This is a genomic window from Stenotrophomonas sp., assembly GCF_032056425.1.
Lineage (GTDB): Bacteria > Pseudomonadota > Gammaproteobacteria > Xanthomonadales > Xanthomonadaceae > Stenotrophomonas.
Genome location: NZ_DAMBCN010000002.1, coordinates 117,360 through 134,529 on the forward strand (window position 1 = coordinate 117,360; position 17,170 = coordinate 134,529).

Below are 17,170 nucleotides of genomic sequence, written 5' to 3' on the forward strand. Positions count from 1 at the left end.
ACGCCGTGCGGCAGTGTCTGCTGGCGGCCAGCGTAAGGGAGCGGAAATGGGTCGTGTCGTGTGTTTCGGGGAACTGCTGCTGCGGATGGGCGCGCCGGGGCGCGAGCTGCTGCTGCAGTCGCCGCAGTTGCAGGTGCACGTGGGCGGTGCGGAAGCCAACGTGGGTGTCTCGTTGTCCTGCTTCGGACATGAGGTGGCCATGGTCAGCACCGTGGCCGGCAATGCGCTGGGCGCGCATGTACTGGGTGAACTGCGCCGCCATCGCGTGGACACGCGCGGTGTGCGCCAGGACCCGGACGGCCGCATGGGCCTGTACTTCCTGACCACCGGCGCGGTGCAGCGGGCCAGTGATGTGGTCTACGACCGCGCCGATTCGGCGTTCGCCCGCAGTACCGCCGCCGACTACGACTGGCCGGCACTGCTGCAGGGCGCACAGTGGCTGCACCTGTCCGGGGTCAGCCCGGCACTGGGCCCGGACGTGGCGCAGGCCACGCTGGAAGCAGCGCGTGCAGCGCGCGCACAGGGTGTGCGCGTGTCCTTCGATGGCAACTTCCGGCCCAAGCTGTGGCAGCGCTGGGGCGGCGATGCACAGGCGATCCTGCACCAGCTGTTCGCGCAGGCCGACATCGTGTTCGCCGACTACCGCGATATCGAGGTGATCCTCGGCCAGCGGTTCGAACAAGCCGATGTGGTGGCCAAGGTGGACGCCGCAGCGGCGGCCGCCTTCGCCGCCTTCCCCCAGCTGCAGTGGATGGCCTGCACCCAGCGCCAGGCGCTCAGCGTGGACCACCATGCAGTGGGCGCCCTGCTGCTGGGCCGCGACGGCACCCGTGCACAGGCGCCGGTGCGCCAGCTGCAGGGCATTGTTGACCGCATCGGCGGTGGCGACGCCTTCGCGGCCGGCATCCTGCATGGCATCCTGTCCGGCTTCGATGCCGAGGCCACCGTGCGCTTCGGCCTGGCCGCCGGCGGACTGAAGCATTCGATCCCCGGCGACTTCAACCCTGTCAGCGAAGCTGACGTGCTGGCCCTGGTGGGCGAGGAGCGATTCGATGTCCGGCGCTGATCCGCGCGTACGTGCGGTACTGAAACTGGCCCCGGTGATCCCGGTGTTCACCCCCGATGACGTGGACGATGCGGTGCAGGTGGCACAGGCCCTGTTCCGCGGCGGCCTGCCGGTTATCGAGGTGACCCTGCGCACGCCGCGCGCGCTGGAAGCGATCAAGGCGATGGTCGAAGCCGTGCCCGATGCCGTGGTCGGCGCCGGCACGGTGATGACGCCGGCGCAGATGCAGGCGGCGAAGGCAGCCGGTGCGCGCTTCGCGGTGTCGCCCGGCGCAACGCCCACCCTGTATGCCGCCGCCCGCGACGCGGACCTGCCGTACCTGCCGGGCGTGGCCACTGGGTCCGAACTGATCGTGGGCCTGGAGCACGGCTTGGACACCTTCAAGTTCTTCCCGGCGGTACAGGCCGGGGGCGCGGCATTGTTGTCGGCCTGGCACGGCCCGTTCGCCGATGTGCGCTTCTGCCCGACCGGCGGCATCAGCGTGCAGACCGCCCCGCAGTTCCTGCACCTGCCCAACGTGCTGTGCGTAGGCGGTTCCTGGCTGACCACCGCCGCGCTGGTGCAGGCACGCGACTGGCAGGGCATCGAAGACCTGGCGCGCCAGGCCTCGGTACTGGCCAGCTGAAGAACGCTATGCCAGTAGAGTCGAGCTTGCTCGACTGGCATTTCGCGTAGAGCAGTCGAGCAAGCTCGACTCTACGGGGCGGGTTGCTCGAGCAAGCCCGCCATTGCCAGCGGGTTGGTCGGGCAAACCCGGCATTGCCCCGCGTTCAACCGCCGCGCGGTGCGCCCAGCCGCCGGTACAGCGTGCTGCGGCTGATGCCCAGCCGCTTGGCGGCCGCACTCACGTTGCCCTCGCACGCGGCCAGCGCCTGGCGCATGGCCGCTTCGGCAATCTCCCCCAGCGCCGCATGGGACGCCACCACGGGCGGCAGCGCGTCGGCCACACCGTTGCGTACGACCTCAGGCAACAGCTCCGGGCCCGGCGACTGGCCCGGCCCCGCCAAGGCCACCAGCGTGCGCAGGCAGGCACTGAGCTGGCGCAGGTTACCCGGCCAGGCACAGGCCACCAGCGCGGCACGGGTGGCGCCGGGCAGTGCGTGGTCGTTGCCCAGCTGCTGCCACAGCGCATCGACCACGGCACCGCGATCAGCATGCTGGCGCAGCGGTGCCAGGGTCACCACGTGGTCGGCGATGCGGTAGTACAGATCTGCGCGGAAGCGGCCGGCCGCTACCGCCTGCGGCAGGTCGCAATGGCTGGCGCAGACCAGGGCAAAATCCAGCTTCACCGGCTTGCCGCCGCCCAGCGGCGACAGCTCGCGCTCCTGCAGCACGCGGAGCAACCGTGGCTGCAGCGCCAATGGCATGTCGCCTATCTCGTCCAGAAACAGCACACCGCCCTCGGCCTGGCGCAGCAGCCCGGTGCTGCCGTGGCGGCGCGCACCCGTGAAGGCGCCTTCCTCGTAGCCGAACAGCTCCGATTCGATCAGGCCTTCGGGCAATGCAGCGCAGTTCACCGCAACGAAGGGCCTGCCCGCGCGTGCGCTGCGCGCATGCAGTTCACGTGCGAATACTTCCTTGCCGGTTCCGGTTTCACCCTGCAGCAGTACTGGCAGGCCCGCCTGAAGGACCCGCCCGGCCGCGTCGAGCTGCGCCTGCTGGGCGGCATCGAACAACGGCCCGCGCGGAACCGCTGCGCCACACGGCGGCGCCTGCGGCAGGCGCTGCGCGGGGGCGCCGTGCGCGCGCCGCGTGCCGCGCGGCTGGCGCAGCCCGTAGAGTCTGCGGCCTTGGCGATCCAGCAGCACGCCATCGTCGGCCAGGCGTGACAAGGGCTGTTCGAACAAGGCTTCATACGGGGTACGCCCGATGTCGTGGCGCTCCAGCCCGAACAGCGCGAGGCCAGCGCGATTGGCCGCCACCAGACGCCCGCCGCGGAAGCCCAGCACGCCCTCCCGCGCACTGCCCAGCAGCACCGGCTGGTGGTGCAGGCGCAACAACTCGCAGTCGGGCAGCCCGTCGGCAAAGCCTCGGTGCTCGATCTGGGCCACCGCTTGGCGTACCAGGGCCAGCGCGTGCAGGTGCGGCAGGCGCGCGTCGCCGGATACGTCCAGCACCCCCAGGCATTGGCCGTGCGGCGCGAAGTAGTGTTCGCCACCGCGTACCTGCAGCGCACGGCCTTCCACCAGCGCGGTGCCGATCGCGTTGGTGCCCACGCTGGTTTCGTCCCAGCGCACGCCCGGCATCAGCGCCACGCGGCCGGCCTTGTCCAGGAAGCCGGTGCTGCCTTCGGCATCCAGGATCCAGCCGTCTTCATCGGTCAGCAGCACGATGCTGCCGCTGTGGGTCATCTCCGCCGCCAAGCCTTCCAGTTCGGGCCGGGCCTGCCGCCACAACCGTTCGCGGCGCTGCCGCAGCTCGCGCAGGCGGCCATCGGTCAGCGGTTCGGCATTGGGTTGCGCGTCCACCAGCAGGCCATGGCGCTGGCAGCGCTGCCACGAGTGCAGGATGGCATCGGGCACCGCGCCCACCGGCGCCGCACCGCGTTCGAAGAAACTGCGCCGGGCACTGCCCAGGCGTGGGTCGGGAGCAAGCGGGGACACCGACAGCCTCCTGTGTCGCATTCTGCGACAGTTGTTTCAGGACCTGTTCCGATTAACAGCACATCGCGTGCTTGCCCGCAAGGAAGGGGCCTGCTGCAGCGCCGCAACCGCGCGCGTGACGCGCAGGCGTGGCAGCGCCGGACCTCGTGACGCACCGCAGCACGCCAGCGTTGGCACCGTCCTTGCGCCAGTACGGGCACTACGCCAACCCGTTGGGAGCCCCGCATGAACGCTGTACCGTCCACCCGCCCGCATGCCACCGACCCGCGTTCGATCTTCAAGCCGCGCTACGGCAATTACATCGGCGGCGACTGGGTCGCGCCGCGCAGCGGCCAGTACTTCGACAACACCTCGCCGGTGAACGGGCAGGTCTTCACCGAAGTGTCCCGCTCCAATGCCGAGGACGTCGAAGCGGCGCTGGATGCAGCCCACGCCGCCCGGGAGGGCTGGGGCCGCACGCCGGTCGCCCAGCGCGCACTGGTGCTGAACCGCATTGCCGACCGCATCGAGCAGAACCTGGAACTGCTGGCCCACGCTGAAACCTGGGACAACGGCAAGCCGATCCGCGAAACGCTCAATGCCGACCTGCCGTTGATGGTCGACCACTTCCGCTACTTCGCCGGTGCCCTGCGCGCGCAGGAAGGCAGCCTGTCCGAGATCGATGCGGACACGGTGGCCTACCACTTCCACGAACCGCTCGGCGTGGTCGGGCAGATCATTCCGTGGAACTTCCCGCTGCTGATGGCGGCGTGGAAGCTGGCCCCGGCGCTGGCCGCCGGCAACTGCGTGGTGCTCAAGCCCGCCGAGCAGACCCCGGCCTCGATCCTGGTGCTGATGGAAGTGATCGGCGATCTGTTGCCGCCGGGCGTGCTGAACGTGGTCAACGGCTTCGGCCTGGAAGCGGGCAAGCCGCTGGCCAGCAACCCGCGCATCGCCAAGATCGCCTTCACCGGTGAAACCACCACCGGCCGCCTGATCATGCAGTACGCCAGCCAGAACCTGATTCCCGTCACCCTGGAGCTGGGCGGCAAGTCGCCCAACATCTTCTTCGCCGATGTGATGGCCGAAGACGATGATTTCCTCGACAAGGCGGTGGAAGGCTTCGTGATGTTCGCGCTCAACCAGGGCGAGGTCTGTACCTGCCCCTCGCGTGCGCTGGTGCAGGAATCGATCTACGAGAAGTTCATCGAACGCGTGCTGGCGCGGGTGGCGGCGATCGTGCAGGGTGACCCGCTGGACCCGAACACGATGATCGGCGCGCAGGCATCGAGCGAGCAGCTGGAAAAGATCCTGTCCTACATCGATATCGGCCGCCAGGAGGGTGCCGAAGTGCTGATCGGCGGCGAGCGCAACACGCTGCAGGGTGACCTGGCCGGCGGCTTCTACGTGAAGCCCACCGTGTTCAAGGGCCACAACCGCATGCGCATCTTCCAGGAAGAAATCTTCGGGCCGGTGGTGGCGGTGACCACCTTCAAGACCGAAGAAGAGGCCCTGCAGATCGCCAACGACACGCTGTACGGCCTGGGTGCGGGCGTGTGGAGCCGCGATGCGGCGCGCCTGTACCGGGTCGGGCGCGCGATCCAGGCTGGGCGGGTGTGGACCAACTGCTACCACGCCTATCCCGCGCACGCGGCCTTCGGCGGCTACAAGCAGTCGGGCATCGGCCGCGAAAACCACAAGATGATGCTCGACCACTACCAGCAGACCAAGAACCTGCTGGTGAGCTACGCGCCGAAGAAGCTGGGTTTCTTCTGAAGTTTGATCGTGATCAAGGCGCCGGGTCCGCGCCGGCGCCATCCTGTCCGCAAGCGCACTACGGAGATCCATGCATGAACAGAACCATGAAGGCTGCCGTCGTCCGTGAGTTCGGCAAGCCACTGGTCATCGAAGAAGTGGTGGTACCGCGCCCGGGGGCGGGCGAGGTACTGGTCAAGATCGAGGCCTGTGGCGTCTGCCATACCGACCTGCACGCCGCCGAGGGCGACTGGCCGGTGAAACCGAACCCGCCGTTCATCCCCGGCCACGAGGGCGTGGGGCACGTCGTGGCCGTGGGTGGCGGGGTCGGCCACATCAAGGAAGGTGACCGGGTCGGCATCCCCTGGTTGTACTCGGCGTGTGGCCATTGCGAACACTGCCTGGGCGGCTGGGAAACGCTGTGCGAAACACAGCGCAACACCGGCTACTCGGTCAACGGCGGCTTCGCCGAGTACGCACTGGCCGATGCCAACTATGTCGGCCTGCTTCCCAAGGGAGTGGGCTTCGTGGAGATCGCACCGGTGCTGTGCGCCGGGGTGACCGTCTACAAGGGCCTGAAGGTGACCGACACCAAGCCCGGCGACTGGGTAGTGATTTCCGGCGTCGGCGGCTTGGGCCACATGGCCGTGCAGTACGCACGCGCCATGGGCCTGAACGTGGCGGCGGTGGACGTGGACGATGCCAAGCTGAAGCTTGCGCAGCGCCTCGGCGCGCAGGTGATAGTGAATGCGCGCACCACCGATCCGGCTGCGTTCCTGAAGAAGGAAATCGGCGGCGCGCATGGCGCACTGGTCACCGCGGTGTCGCCCAAGGCGTTCGAGCAGGCACTGGGCATGGTCCGCCGTGGCGGCACCGTGTCGTTGAACGGGTTGCCGCCGGGCAACTTCCCGCTGGATATCTTCGGCATGGTGCTCAACGGCGTGACCGTGCGCGGTTCGATTGTCGGCACCCGCCTGGACCTGCAGGAATCACTGCTGTTCGCCGCCGAGGGCAAGGTGGCGGCAACGGTCAGCACCGACCGCCTGGAGAACGTCAACGACGTGTTCGCGCGCATGCATGCGGGCACCATTGAAGGCCGCGTGGTGCTGGACTTCGCCGCCTGACCCTCCCGCGCACGACTGCCGCGCCCGTCCCCCTCTCCCACGGGCGCGGCAGCTGTGCAAGGGGTCGGATCCCTCTGTCACTGGCAGAGGGGTCTGACCCTCGAACGAGGCCACCATGAACGACCTTCCGCCACAGGTCACCGCCACTCTGGCTGCCCTGCAGCTGATCGACAGGCTGCGCGCACGCCATGGCCCGCTGCTGTTCCATCAATCCGGTGGCTGCTGTGATGGGTCCTCGCCGATGTGTTTCGCACAGGGCGATTTCATCGTCGGCGACCGTGACGTCTGCCTGGGCGAGATCGGCGGCGCGCCGTTCCACATCAGCCCCTCGCAGTTCGAATACTGGAAGCACACGCAGCTGATCATCGACGTGGCGCCCGGCCGCGGCGGTATGTTCTCGCTGGAGAACGGCGAGGGCGTGCGCTTCCTGGTGCGCTCGCGCTTGTTCAGCGATGAAGAGTTCGCCGCCTTGCAGGCCGCCGGCAAGGCATGACCCGGCACGCCGTACAATGCGTGCATGCCTGCCCTGCTCAAAACCACTTTCCTGTCCATCGTCGCCCTGATCGGTGCGCTGCTTGCCCTGGCCCTGGTCAGCAGCGCAGGTGGCTGGCTGCCATCGTTGTTCGGCCTGCACCCGGGCAGTGAAGCGCAGCTGGGCTGGGACCTGGCCTTCAGCGTGCTGGGCGGCATCGCCGCCATCGCCTTTGCCACCTACTACGCGCCGTGCTGGCCGCGCGCGCATGGCACCTCGGTCTGGCTGCTGCTGGTGCTGGGCGCGGGTTACGGTCTGTGGCTGATGGGCGGCGATTTCCCGCGCTGGTTCGCGGTTTCCCTGCTGGTGTCGCTGCCGGTGCAGCTGCTGGTGGGCTGGCGGTTCGGGCGCCGCCCCTCGCGCAGCGCAACACAGGCTTAACAATTCCCCCCTAGGCTCGGTGCCCGCCGAACGTCGGCAACGCGGCGCAGGGGCCTGCACCCACGGATAAAGGGGCAGGCGCGGCGTAAGACACCACAGGGAACCGGGAAATCATCCGATGCGTTACCAGAACCGGGAGGCCGCCGCTGCGGCTCCCCATGCGAAGCTTTTGTCCCGCGCTGTGCATGCGGTGCTGATCGGCGGCCTCGCCGTACTGCCCATCGATGCAATGGCTGAAGAAGCCGCCGATGGCGATACCCGCGAACAGCTGCAGCAGCTGGACACCGTCACCGTCTCCGGCAGCTATGCCAAGAGCCTGGAACGCGCGGTCGACCTCAAGCGCGCCAACATCGGTTTCTCCGATTCGATCGTCGCCACCGACGTGGCCGATTTCCCCGAACAGAACCTGGCCGAAGCGCTGCAGCGCATGCCCGGTGTCACCATCGAGCGCAACAAGGGCCTGGGCAGCAAGGTCAGCGTGCGCGGCCTGCCCAGCGAATTTACCCTGGTGTCGATCAACAACCTGGCCACCGCCTCGGGCAGCGGTGGGCGTGATGTGCAGTTCGACATCTTCGCCGCCGACGTGGTGCAGACGGTGACCGTGCAGAAGTCGCCGACCGCGGCCGACGAGGAAGGGGGCATCGCCGGTTCGGTCTATATCGAAACCGCCAAGCCCTTCGACTATGCCGAGCCGAAGTTCAGTGCCTCCGCCGAAGCCTCGCACAACTCGATCAATGGCAAGATCGATCCGAAGATCTCGTTCCTGGCCAGCGACACCTGGGGCGACTGGGGTGGCCTGGTGTCGTTCTCCAAGGCCAAGCGCAGCAACCGTACCGATTCCAACTCGGGCATCAACTTCCGGCCGATGGGACGCTTCCTGGAGGCGTCAGGCACGCGTGGCGCGCAGGCCGCGGCGGTGCTGGCGCGCGATGCGGGCATCATCGTGCAGGATCGCATGGACAAGGATGAAACCAGCCGCATCATCTTCCAGGACAAGGTCGGCGACCGCGTCTATCTGAACGAGCAGGACCAGTGGGGCGCCACCGCGTCGCTGCAGTTCAAGCCCAGCGATACGCTCTCGCTCAGCTTCGATGCCATGTTCGGTGGCTACGACACGCATGAGGACGAGTACGATGCGGCCGCCTATTCGGCCTCCAGCCGCAGCACGCTCGACACCATCCACGACTACGACAGCGACACCCTGTCGGCCTATGGCATCACCGTGCTGAAGGATGTGTCCTACACCGCCACCCAGCACGAGATCCTCAGCAAGGAACGCAGCGCCAACACCGACTATCGCCAGTTCAGCAGCAAGCTGGACTGGAAGGTGGGCGGCTGGGATATCGACGCGCTGGTCGGCTATTCGGGTGCGCGCAAGGATTCGGACTACGCCAACCTGAAGCATGTGGCCTATGCGCCCTCGCGCACGCGCTGGACCGCCAACGGCGGCGAGACCGTGCCCAGTGCAGCCTCCAACGGTTTCAACATGTATGCCTCGCCGGAAAAGTACCTGTTCGAGGCCTACGAAACCGAAGTAGAGAACGTCAAGGATGACAAGTACGCCGCGCAGCTCGACCTGCGCCGGCAGCTGGAGCTGGCCTTCTTCCCCGCGCTCAATGCCGTGCAGTTCGGCGCGCGCTACACCGACAAGACCAAGGAACGCGCGTTCGGCAGCGGCAAGATCCAGGGCCCCGGCGCCGGCAGCGTGGCCTGGGTGAACACCCGCACCCTGGCCGACAGCAACCCGACCTGGATCAGCCAGCTGGCGCCGGGCGGCGGCTACCGCCCCAGCGACCTGGATTGGCAACAGGTGTCCAATGCCTACGCGCGCGCGACGTTCCGCTACCCCGGCTACAGCACGCCGATCGATCCGGGCCAGTACTACGAGGTAAAGGAGAAGACCCTGGCGCTGTATGCCATGGCCGACTTCTACTTCGACATCGGCACCGTGCCGGTCTACGCCAACCTGGGCGTGCGCTCGATCGACACCGATGTCGACTCCGCCGGCTTCCACCCGGTGCAGAACGCCGATGGCAGCAACGGCTACACGCCCACGCCGATTTCCAGCAGTGGCGATTACAGCGACGTGCTGCCCAGCTTCAACATGACCGCCGAGATCGCCGACGGCCTGGTGCTGCGCGGTGCTGCATCGGAAACGCTGATGCGCCCGTCGCTGACCGACATTGCCTACCGCCGCACGGTCAGCTGGAGCAGCTTCCGCTTCATGGATGGCAACCCGGCGCTGAAGCCGACCACGGCCAAGCAGTGGGAAGTCGGCCTTGAGAAGTACCTGCAGAACGGCGGCCTGCTGGCCGCATCGTATTTCTCCAAGAAGATCGATGGCGTGGTGCGGCAGTCGCTGACCGGCATCGTGCCGAACGTGGAGAAGCTCAACGCCAACGGTTCGCTGGACGGCTACTACGACTTCGAGGTCTACCAGCCCGTCAATGCAGACGGTTCCTACAAGGTGACCGGTGTGGAACTGGTTGCACAGCTGCCGTTGTCGATGCTGCATCCCGCGCTGGAAGGCTGGGGCATCAATGCCAACTACACGCAGCTGGACAACTCGTTGACCGGCGCGTCGGACCTGGACATTCCCACGCCGCCGGAAGGCCTGGCCGAGAAGGCGTACAACTTCACCCTGTACTACGAGAACGATCGTTTCAGCGCGCGCGCCTCGTACAACTACAAGGACAAGTACGTCGAGTACATCCACCTGAACATGTACCCGGTCTACCGCGATGCCTATGGCCAGCTGGATGCGTCCATCGGCCTGCGCCTGAACGACACCTGGAAGGTGAATCTGGAAGCGATCAACCTGCTGGATGAAAAGACCAGCGGCTACACGATCGACAAGGCCTTCCCGACCCAGTACGAGTTCTCCGGGCGGCGGGTAACCTTCGGCATCCGCGCGGACTTCTGATCGACGCCGCATTGATCTGGTAGCGCCGGGCGTGGCCCGGCGCTACCGATTACCGCGCGGCAATACCTGCTGCAGCCGTTCGATACCCTGCCAGGGGTCGGCCTTCAGCCGTTTCGCCCGCGCCAAGGCCTTGGCCATCGGGAAGGCATCGGCAGCACTTACCCGCGCCAGTTCGTCCCAGCGCAGCGGCACCGCGACCCCGGCGCTCTCGCGTGCGCGCAGGGACCACGAACATACACTGGTGGCACCGCGCGTGTTGCGCAGCCAGTCAATGAAGATCACGCCGCTGCGCTTGGCCTTGCTCATCGTCGCCACGTAGCGCTCAGGCTGTTCCAGCGCCATCGCCTGCGCGAAGGCCTCGCAGAATGCCTTGGCCTGTTCCCAATCGGCTTTTGGCTGCAATGGCACCACCACGTGCACGCCCTTGCCACCGGACAATCGCACGAAGCTCTGCAGGCCGACCTGCAGCAAGCGGTCGCGCACATCGCGGGCACCGGCCTTCACCTGCGCCCAGGACACGCCTTCGCCGGGGTCCAGGTCGAACACCAGCCGGTCCGGATGCTCGGGATCGTCCACCGTCGCGCCCCACGGATGCAGCTCCAACGTGTTCATCTGCACCAGCTGCAGCAGACCGCGCGCATCATCGATGTAAACGTAGTCCTCGCGCCCGCTCTTCTGCTGCAGCGGCACGGCATGCACGGCATCGCCCAGGCCAGGACCGTGGTGCTTCTGGAAGAAGCAGGCCTTGCCGACGCCGTCCGGGCAGCGCAGCAGTGACAGCGGGCGACCGGCAATCTCCGGCAGGATCCAGCGCGCCATCTGCCGGTAGTAGTCGGCCACATCCCCCTTGCGCAGCTTCTGTTTCGGATAGACCACCCGTTCGGGATGGCTGATGGCCACCGCCGCATCCTCCTGCCCGGCGTCCACGGGTGCCACGCCCAGGTCCTGCTTCCGCTTGTCGCTGCGCAGCCGCTTGAAACTGGCCTGGCGCAGCAGGCCTTCCTTGCCCCAGCCACGGAAGGCCACTTCAGCCACCACCTGCGGCTTGACCCAGCGCACGCTGGCGGCGCGGAACGGAACATGTGCCGGCAGTTCCAGCACTGGCGTCTTCACCGCCAGGGGCGCCAACACGGCGCTCAGGGCCTTCAGCGCGTCATCGTCGAAGCCGGTGCCGACCCGCCCCACGTAGCGCAGACCCCCGCCATCGGGCGTGGCCAGCAGCAGCGAGCCGAAGCCTGCACGGCTGCCCTTGGGTGCGGTGTGGCCGACGATGACGAACTCGTCGGTGTCCTCATGCTTCACCTTCACCCAGCTGCGCGCGCGGGTGTTCACGTAGGGCGCGTCCACCTGCTTGCTGACGATGCCTTCGAAACCGGCTTCGCCACTGGCGGCGAACACCGCAGGACCATGGTCGATCACGTGCTCGCTGAAGGCGATCGTGCCGGGCTCCGGTCCGATCAGCGCCTTCAGCAGGGCTTTGCGTTCAATCAGTGGCGCGCGACTGATGTCCACGCCAGCCACACCAGGCAGGTCGAACACGATGTAGCGCAGCGGCTGCCTCGAACTGCCATCGATCACCCGCTGCAGGGCAGCGAAATCGCTGCGTCCCTGTGCATCCAGCACCACCAGCTCGCCATCCAGGCGCGCGTCGCGCAGCGGCAGGGCTCTCACGGCGTGCGCGACCTCGGGGAAGTCGGTGGTCCAGTCCAGGCCGTTGCGCGATCGTAGCTTCACCTCGCCGTCAAGCAGATCGGCCAACAGCCGATAGCCGTCCCATTTGATCTCATGCAGCCAGCCTTCGCCATCCGGCGCGCTGTCGCGGTGGTCGGTGAGTTGTGGCTTGAAGCCACGCGGATACGCGTGGTCACGTGCACCGGTCAATTTCAGTGCACGTGCATGCCAGCGTGCATCGACCTTGCGTGGTGCAGCGCGTGGCTTCTTTGCGCGCGTGCGCGTGGCCGCGCGCGATGGCGTGGAATCCTGCAGCAGGTCATCGGCCTCGGCATCGCGCGCCTGCGCATCATCGCGCTTGATCAGCAGCCACTGCGCCTGGCGTCCCTTCATGGCGGTGCGGACCAGCTTCCAGCCTCCGCTCAGGCGCTGCCCCTGCAGTACGAAGTCGATCTTGCCGTCGGCCAGCGCCTGCAGCGGATCGCCTTCACAGGCCCAGCTGCCGTGGTCGAACACCTGCACATGGCCGGCACCGTAGTGGCCTTCGGGAATGTCGCCCTCGAAACCCGCATAGGACAGCGGATGATCTTCCACTTCCACTGCCAGGCGCTTCTCGCCCACGCGCAGCGAGGGTCCCTTCGGCACTGCCCAACTCTTCAGCACGCCGTCCATCTCCAGACGGAAGTCGTAGTGGCGTGAGCTGGCATGGTGCAGTTGGATGACGAACTGCGGGCGCCGCTTCGGATTGCCTGCCGAGGCGATGTCGTCGGGCTCGGGGGTCTGCCCGTTGCCCCCGCCGAGGCGGCGCTTGCGGCGGTACTGGTGCAGCGACATGGTTCAACCCGCCTTGCGTCGCGGCGCGGCTTTCTTCGTTGCCTTCGCGGCCTTGCCGGTGGTCTTCTTCGTGGCCTTCGTGGCAGCCTTCTTGGCTGGGGTCTTGCGCGTGCCGGCCTTCTTCGCCGGCGTGCGCTTGTTGGCATCCAGGCTCTTCTGCAGCAGCGCCATGAAGTCCACCACGTTGGTGGTGGCATCTTCGCGGGGTGCGGGCTCGTCCTCCACCTTGGCGGTGCCGCCTTTGGATCTGATGCGCTTGTTCAATACCTGTTGAAGGCGCTCGCGGAACTCATCGTGGTATTGCGTGGGATCCCAGTCACCGGCCATCGATTCGATCAACTGCTCGGCCATCGCTGTTTCCCTGCTGGATATCCTGTAGTCGGAAACGCTGCCCGTGGGCAGCTTGTAGTCCTCCGGGTCCACCAGCTCCTGCGGGTAGCGCAGGATCATCAGTACCAGCGCGTCCGCATTGGGCATCACTGCACACAGGTATTCCCGCGTACGCACCACCACCCGGGCGATGCCCACCTTGCCGGTACTGCGCAGGGTTTCGCGCAGAAGCACATAGCCCTTCTCGGCCTTCTTGCCCGGCACCAGCAGGTAGGGCTTTTCGAAATAGCGCGGGTCGATCTGCGCGGCATCGACGAAGGTTTCCACCTCCACCGTTTCGTGGCTCTCCGGCGCGGCCGAGCGGATATCGCCTTCTTCCAGCACGACATAGCTGCCCTTGTCGTACTCGTAGGCCTTGACGATGTCCTTCCACGGCACTTCTTCGCCCGTATCGGCGTTGACCCGCTCGAAGCGGATCGGCTTGCGGTCGCGCGAATCGAGCATGCGGAACTGCAGGTCGACCTTGCGTTCGCCGGACATCAACGAGACAGGCACGTTCAGCAGGCCGAAGGAGAGGGTACCGGTCCAGATCGGGCGGGCCATGGGCATACCTGGGCAGTCAGCATGGGCACCCAGCTTCGGTGGCCCGCCGTGAAACGACCGTGTCGGGCGCGTGGAGGCGGGATGGCCGCTACTACTGCAGCAGAGGCCTCACGGCGGTGACTGGAATGTGGTCCAAGGCGCGCCAGGCATCCTCCACCACGGGCCACGCCTGCGCCCAATCCAGGCGTGACTGCCCTCGCATCTGATCCCAGTGCGCGGCCAGCTCCTCGCAGGTGTCCACATCGCCTCCGCGGGGCCAGTCGGCCGCATGGGTGGTCAGGGCAAAGGCGTAGACCGGGCACAGGTCACGCCAGTTGCGCTGGCCGTGGCCGCGGCGTCCTTCGTAATCCGTCAGCATGTATTGCAGATAGTCCTGCGCCACCGCTTGCGGATCCGGGTGACGGCGGGTTCCCCGTTTCGGGCTGCGCGCAGACAACGGGTCCAGCAGCGCGTTGAAGACGGACGGTGCGGGTCGTTCCAGGCGGGCCATGGGGGGGTCCTGCATCAGTGTCTGGGCTGGCAGGGATACGCTCCGCGCTGTTATGCACTGGTGACAGAGGTGTTCATGACGCCGGGTTCGCGGTGGCTTTACCTCCACAGGAGTTAAGTGGACTTCCCGCCCAGCGAGAAATGACCGCCATGAACCGAGATACCTCCCGCGACCCGCTGCGCGAGACGACAGCACCCGTGGCTGGCGAGCAGCGCGCCAAGCACGACAATGATGAAGCCGATTTCCGCGGCACCGGCGCCCCCTTCGTCGATGCCGGAAATCACCCGGTGCATCCCGACCCGCGTAGCCCGCAGGCCGCGCAGCAGGACGACCCGGGTCTGCCAGTGAAACGCGAGGTTGAACAGGCGGCACTGGACAGAAAGGACTGTGGCGACCGGAACCGCGGCGGCCAGGAAAGCCCGCTAAAGCGCCGCGAGCGCAAGCAGCACGCCAGTGACAACCAGGACCAGGCCTTGGAAGAGACGTTTCCGGCCAGTGACCCGACCTCACCCTTCGTACCGGCCAAGGCACCGGATTGAGGCCGCTGGCGCCAGTGCCGCCAGCGTAGCGCTGGCTCCACTGGCGCCGCCGACCAGGCGCATCAGCGCCACGACCATTGCAGGCCCACGCTGGCGCGCCGGTCCGGACCCGGTTCGTAGAAGCGGCCGTTGCCATCGTTGACGATCACCGAGCCGATGTAGGCCTGGTCCAGCAGGTTGTCGAGCCGCGCGAAGGCACGCAGGTCACCGCCGGGCAGGGTCCAGCGGCGGCCCGCTTCCAGGTTCAGCACGGTGTATCCGGGCGCGCGCTCGGTGGCCAGGTCGTTCACCACCGTGTCGCTGCTGGCATTGGCCTCCAGCGCCCACTGCCAGTCGCCGGGCGACCACTGCAGGCGGGCGAAGGCCTGCTGCCGCGGCACGCCGGGCAGGCGGCTGCCGGCCGCCACAATCGTGTCGGGCACGCGGCAACCACTGCCACCGCAGGTCAGGTATGGCGAACGCACCTGCGCCTGCAGCCAGGTCCAGGCCAGCTGCAGTTCCCACTGCTCGGCCAGCGGCTGCTGGTACTGCAGTTCCACGCCTTGTCGGCGGGTGCGGCCGATGTTGCGGTAGGTGCTGCGGCCATTGGTGTTGCTGGAAACGGCCAGCTCATCGTCGGTAACGGCGCGGAACACGCTGACATCGAGCTGGGTTCCGTTCTGCGCGTGCCACTTGCTGCCGACTTCAACGTTCCGGCTGCGCGCGGCCGACAGGTCCAGCGCCAGGCCGGCCTGGCCATCGCTGCGGTAGCCCAGTTCGTTGAAGGTGGGAGTCTCGAAGCCACGTCCGACCGCCGCATGCAGGCGCCACTGCGGGGTGGCCTCGAAGCTGACCCCGGCCACCGGCGTGGTCGCTTGGTAACGGCGGCGGCCGCTGTCGTCGGGGTTGCTGCCGGTGATGTAGCGGTCGTCCGACTCGAAGCGCACGGCACTGTGGCGCACGCCCGCCAGCAGCGACCAGCGCGGGCTCCACTGCCACCACGCCTGGGCGAACTGGTCCACGTTCTGCACGGTGTCGATCTGGTCGCGGCGCAGGCGGCCGCGCACGCCCAGGGTGCTGCCGACGAAGTTCTCGTAGCCGGTGCGGTGCTGGCGCTGGCGGTCGGCACTGATGCCCGCCACCACATCCAGCGGGCGCCCGGCCAGGTCGCCCTCCCAGCCCCAGCGCGCGTCCATGCCGCCATAGCCGCCGTCCAGGTCGATCACGCCGCCGGCATGCAGCGGGTTGGCCTGCGCGGTGGGCGGAATCGGCAGGAACTGGGTCACCGCGCGCTGCCCGGCGTAGCCCATCAGCTGCCAGCGCTGGGCGCCGGTCTCACGGGTCCAGCGCAGCCCGGCCTGCTGCTGGCTGACCGATTTGCGGGTGTTGTACTGGGTGGCCACCGCGGTGGCCTGGCGGGGATTGGCAGCCACCTGGGCGCGGGTCAGGCCCAGCGGGTCCTGCGCATCGGGCGCGTCCAGCGCGTTCAGCAGCAGCTCCAGACGGCCACCGGCCAATTCGCCGCCGATGCGCGCGTTCAACGATTCGCGCCGGGCCCGGCTGTGGTCGCGCCAACCGTCGGTGCGGAAATGGTTGGCGGCGATGTTGTAGTCGATGCCGGCACCGGCACCGCGCAGCTGCGCGCCCACGCTCAGTGTGTTGTCCGCCCCGGCATTGACCCGCAGCCGCCACGGATCACCGGCCTGGCCCTGCGCGCTCCAGACCTGCAGCACGCCACCGGACGAATTGCCGTACAGCGCCGAAAACGGCCCACGCAGCACCTCGATGCGCTCGGCACCCAGCAGGCTGGCATGCGACAGCTGGCCCTGGCCGTCGGGCATGGTAGCGGGCACGCCATCCACCACCACGCGCACGCCGCGCACGCCAAAAGTGGAACGGGCCCCAAAGCCACGGATCGACAGCTGGGTGTCCTGGGCGAAGTTCTGCCGGTCCCGTGCCAGCAACCCCGGTACGCCGGCCAGCGCCTCGGAAAGCTGGGCACTGGCGCCGCTGCGGTCGTCATCCACCCAGACCGTGTCCTGGCTGGCCGGCAGCGCGAACGGGTCGATGCCCTGTACCCGTGCGGCCTGCACCTCCACCGTGGGCAGCGCGGTGGTGGTCTGGGCCTGCGCCACGGCGGCAGCCGGCAGCAGGGCGATCAGCAGGGGCAGGCGGCGACGCGCCACGGGCTCGTTCATTGTTCAGCTTCAACCACGGGGGGAAAACAACACGGGATGGTACGGGCTGCAGCGTGACGATGAGCGCCGCGGCGGTGGCACGCTTTGTTACGATGGAAGGGTTGCGGCCCAGCGCTGCAACCACGCGACCCGCGCTTCTTCTCCCCTTATATCGAACGAGTAC

General features: G+C 67.5%; 13 protein-coding genes. 8 read left to right on the top strand and 5 right to left on the bottom strand.

From position 1 onward, the window contains the following. Positions 1-46 precede the first annotated feature (46 nt). Together RTY46_RS02005 and eda are read left to right on the top strand one after the other, a co-directional pair. The gene (locus RTY46_RS02005) at positions 47-1,066 is read left to right on the top strand and encodes a sugar kinase (RefSeq protein ID WP_312706432.1); all 1,020 of its coding nucleotides are present in this window, start codon (positions 47-49) and stop codon (positions 1,064-1,066) included. Continuing rightward, positions 1,053-1,691 carry a bifunctional 4-hydroxy-2-oxoglutarate aldolase/2-dehydro-3-deoxy-phosphogluconate aldolase gene (gene eda / locus RTY46_RS02010; protein WP_108751699.1) on the top strand — a complete coding sequence of 213 codons (639 nt, stop codon included), beginning with the start codon at positions 1,053-1,055 and terminating at the stop codon, positions 1,689-1,691. The genes RTY46_RS02005 and eda overlap by 14 nt, the downstream gene beginning before the upstream one ends. A gap of 145 nt (positions 1,692-1,836) precedes the next feature. On the opposite strand, the gene RTY46_RS02015 is transcribed toward eda, so the two are convergent. Next, on the bottom strand, positions 1,837-3,669 hold the full coding sequence (locus tag RTY46_RS02015; protein WP_312706433.1) for a sigma-54-dependent Fis family transcriptional regulator: 1,833 nt from the start codon (positions 3,667-3,669) through the stop codon (positions 1,837-1,839). Between the two features lie 225 nt (positions 3,670-3,894). On the opposite strand from RTY46_RS02015, the gene adh reads away from it, so the two are divergent. From adh to RTY46_RS02040, 5 genes are all read left to right on the top strand, one after another. Continuing rightward, entirely contained in the window at positions 3,895-5,424 is a 1,530-nt protein-coding gene (gene adh, locus RTY46_RS02020) for an aldehyde dehydrogenase (protein ID WP_312706434.1), read from the top strand. A gap of 74 nt (positions 5,425-5,498) precedes the next feature. Continuing rightward, the gene (gene adhP, locus RTY46_RS02025; RefSeq protein WP_312706435.1) at positions 5,499-6,527 is read left to right on the top strand and encodes an alcohol dehydrogenase AdhP; all 1,029 of its coding nucleotides are present in this window, start codon (positions 5,499-5,501) and stop codon (positions 6,525-6,527) included. 115 nt (positions 6,528-6,642) lie between these two features. After that, complete coding sequence (locus tag RTY46_RS02030) at positions 6,643-7,020, top strand: DUF779 domain-containing protein (RefSeq protein WP_312706436.1); 378 nt, start codon at positions 6,643-6,645, stop codon at positions 7,018-7,020. A 24-nt stretch (positions 7,021-7,044) separates the two neighbouring features. Further along, positions 7,045-7,440 carry a hypothetical protein gene (locus tag RTY46_RS02035; RefSeq protein ID WP_312706437.1) on the top strand — a complete coding sequence of 132 codons (396 nt, stop codon included), beginning with the start codon at positions 7,045-7,047 and terminating at the stop codon, positions 7,438-7,440. Between the two features lie 169 nt (positions 7,441-7,609). Beyond that, positions 7,610-10,363, top strand: a complete 2,754-nt coding sequence (locus RTY46_RS02040) for a TonB-dependent receptor (protein ID WP_312706438.1) — start codon at positions 7,610-7,612, stop codon at positions 10,361-10,363. A gap of 42 nt (positions 10,364-10,405) precedes the next feature. On the opposite strand, the gene ligD is transcribed toward RTY46_RS02040, so the two are convergent. The 3 genes from ligD to RTY46_RS02055 all read right to left on the bottom strand — a co-directional run bounded on the left by ligD (position 10,406) and on the right by RTY46_RS02055 (position 14,291). Further along, positions 10,406-12,868: a DNA ligase D gene (gene ligD, locus RTY46_RS02045; protein WP_312706439.1), complete on the bottom strand. Its 2,463-nt coding sequence runs from the start codon at positions 12,866-12,868 to the stop codon at positions 10,406-10,408. Positions 12,869-12,871: 3 nt separating this feature from the next. Continuing rightward, on the bottom strand, positions 12,872-13,801 hold the full coding sequence (locus tag RTY46_RS02050) for a Ku protein (protein ID WP_312706440.1): 930 nt from the start codon (positions 13,799-13,801) through the stop codon (positions 12,872-12,874). Between the two features lie 91 nt (positions 13,802-13,892). Further along, positions 13,893-14,291: a hypothetical protein gene (locus RTY46_RS02055; protein WP_312706441.1), complete on the bottom strand. Its 399-nt coding sequence runs from the start codon at positions 14,289-14,291 to the stop codon at positions 13,893-13,895. Between the two features lie 149 nt (positions 14,292-14,440). On the opposite strand from RTY46_RS02055, the gene RTY46_RS02060 reads away from it, so the two are divergent. Further along, the gene (locus RTY46_RS02060) at positions 14,441-14,830 is read left to right on the top strand and encodes a hypothetical protein (protein ID WP_312706442.1); all 390 of its coding nucleotides are present in this window, start codon (positions 14,441-14,443) and stop codon (positions 14,828-14,830) included. A 62-nt stretch (positions 14,831-14,892) separates the two neighbouring features. Here the strand turns inward: RTY46_RS02060 and RTY46_RS02065 are convergent, their stop codons facing one another. Then, the gene (locus tag RTY46_RS02065; RefSeq protein WP_312706443.1) at positions 14,893-17,007 is read right to left on the bottom strand and encodes a TonB-dependent receptor; all 2,115 of its coding nucleotides are present in this window, start codon (positions 17,005-17,007) and stop codon (positions 14,893-14,895) included. Positions 17,008-17,170: the final 163 nt, after the last annotated feature.

What these genes read in the sequence shown, in the direction of transcription:
- ligD (WP_312706439.1), bottom strand. Translation starts at nt 12,868, where the DNA reads ATGTCGCTGCACCAGTACCGCCGCAAGCGCCGCCTCGGCGGGGGCAAC.
- RTY46_RS02050 (WP_312706440.1), bottom strand. Translation starts at nt 13,801, where the DNA reads ATGGCCCGCCCGATCTGGACCGGTACCCTCTCCTTCGGCCTGCTGAAC.
- RTY46_RS02035 (WP_312706437.1), top strand. Translation starts at nt 7,045, where the DNA reads ATGCCTGCCCTGCTCAAAACCACTTTCCTGTCCATCGTCGCCCTGATC.
- adh (WP_312706434.1), top strand. Translation starts at nt 3,895, where the DNA reads ATGAACGCTGTACCGTCCACCCGCCCGCATGCCACCGACCCGCGTTCG.
- adhP (WP_312706435.1), top strand. Translation starts at nt 5,499, where the DNA reads ATGAACAGAACCATGAAGGCTGCCGTCGTCCGTGAGTTCGGCAAGCCA.
- RTY46_RS02030 (WP_312706436.1), top strand. Translation starts at nt 6,643, where the DNA reads ATGAACGACCTTCCGCCACAGGTCACCGCCACTCTGGCTGCCCTGCAG.
- RTY46_RS02065 (WP_312706443.1), bottom strand. Translation starts at nt 17,007, where the DNA reads ATGAACGAGCCCGTGGCGCGTCGCCGCCTGCCCCTGCTGATCGCCCTG.
- RTY46_RS02055 (WP_312706441.1), bottom strand. Translation starts at nt 14,291, where the DNA reads ATGGCCCGCCTGGAACGACCCGCACCGTCCGTCTTCAACGCGCTGCTG.
- RTY46_RS02005 (WP_312706432.1), top strand. Translation starts at nt 47, where the DNA reads ATGGGTCGTGTCGTGTGTTTCGGGGAACTGCTGCTGCGGATGGGCGCG.
- RTY46_RS02060 (WP_312706442.1), top strand. Translation starts at nt 14,441, where the DNA reads ATGAACCGAGATACCTCCCGCGACCCGCTGCGCGAGACGACAGCACCC.
- eda (WP_108751699.1), top strand. Translation starts at nt 1,053, where the DNA reads ATGTCCGGCGCTGATCCGCGCGTACGTGCGGTACTGAAACTGGCCCCG.